Origin of the sequence: Amycolatopsis sp. NPDC059027 (assembly GCF_042739735.1) — a bacterium.
In the GTDB taxonomy this organism is placed as follows: Bacteria; Actinomycetota; Actinomycetes; order Mycobacteriales; family Pseudonocardiaceae; genus Amycolatopsis.
This window is the reverse complement of record NZ_JBHYIK010000013.1, coordinates 31856-32736: the sequence shown is the minus strand read 5'-3', so window position 1 is coordinate 32736 and position 881 is coordinate 31856. Positions and strand designations below refer to the sequence as shown.

Genomic DNA, 881 nt, shown 5'->3' with positions numbered 1-881 from the left:
GGGGGTGTGTCAAACCCCCCCGGGGGGGGGGGGGGGCGCCCCCCGGCGCGCGAACGCTCCACCCCCCCCCCGGCGTGGGGGGCGCCCGCTCACCCCCCCCGCCCCCCACCAATCGCCGTGCCCGGTTTCCGTTGCTCCAGAAGGAAACCCTCCTCGTCGGTGGTCCGGTCGGCCCAGGTGAACTTGAGCGTGCCGTCGGCCTCGCGCGCCGAGTGCAAGCCCACCGGGGCCGCGGCGTCGCCGGGAGTGCGCACCGGCACCGGAGCACCGGCGGGTGGCGGGGCGGCAGGCTGCGTGCCGTCCGCCAGGGGAGCCGAGGCGGGGCCGAAGAACGGCCGGATCCGGTAGTAGAACGACGTCTGCGGCAGCAGATCCGGGTGTGTGTAGGTCGTCAGGTGTGGTGGCAGGTACTGCAGGGTGGTGTACGGCCCGTTCGGGTCCGTGGCGAATTCGAGCATGGTGCCCGCGGCGGCGGGATCGTCCGGCCAGCGCAGCACGATGTCCAGCGGGGTGGTCAGCGTCGCGGTGAGCCCGGCCGCGGATTCCCGCCGAGGGGCGGGGGCGGGAGCCGCACACCCGGCCGCCGCCAGGTACGCGGCGAGCAGCACGAGCAAGCGCCGGGGTTTTTCGAGCACAGCGGACCTCGGCTTTCTCCAAGGCGGCGGTGCCTGCCCGCGGTGGGCCGGCCGGGGGCAGCTTAGGAACGCGGTGCGAAGATCGGCAAGGGTTCCGTCCCGATCATCGGGATGCCCCGGCGTCGTGTGGCGCGGGTGCCCGGAAAGCTCGTGCCCCGCCCCGAAAACCGGCGCGCCCCAACCGGCAACCCCGGGGCCGGCCGCGCCCCCCCCCGGACCCCGAACCCCCCCCCGCCGGGCGGCGGC

The 881-nt window shown here is 76.2% G+C and carries 1 protein-coding gene; it reads right to left on the bottom strand.

From position 1 onward, the window contains the following. Positions 1 to 89: 89 nt before the first annotated feature. Positions 90 to 635: a fibronectin type III domain-containing protein gene (locus ACFWY9_RS11490; protein ID WP_378338787.1), complete on the bottom strand. Its 546-nt coding sequence runs from the start codon at positions 633 to 635 to the stop codon at positions 90 to 92. Positions 636 to 881: the final 246 nt, after the last annotated feature.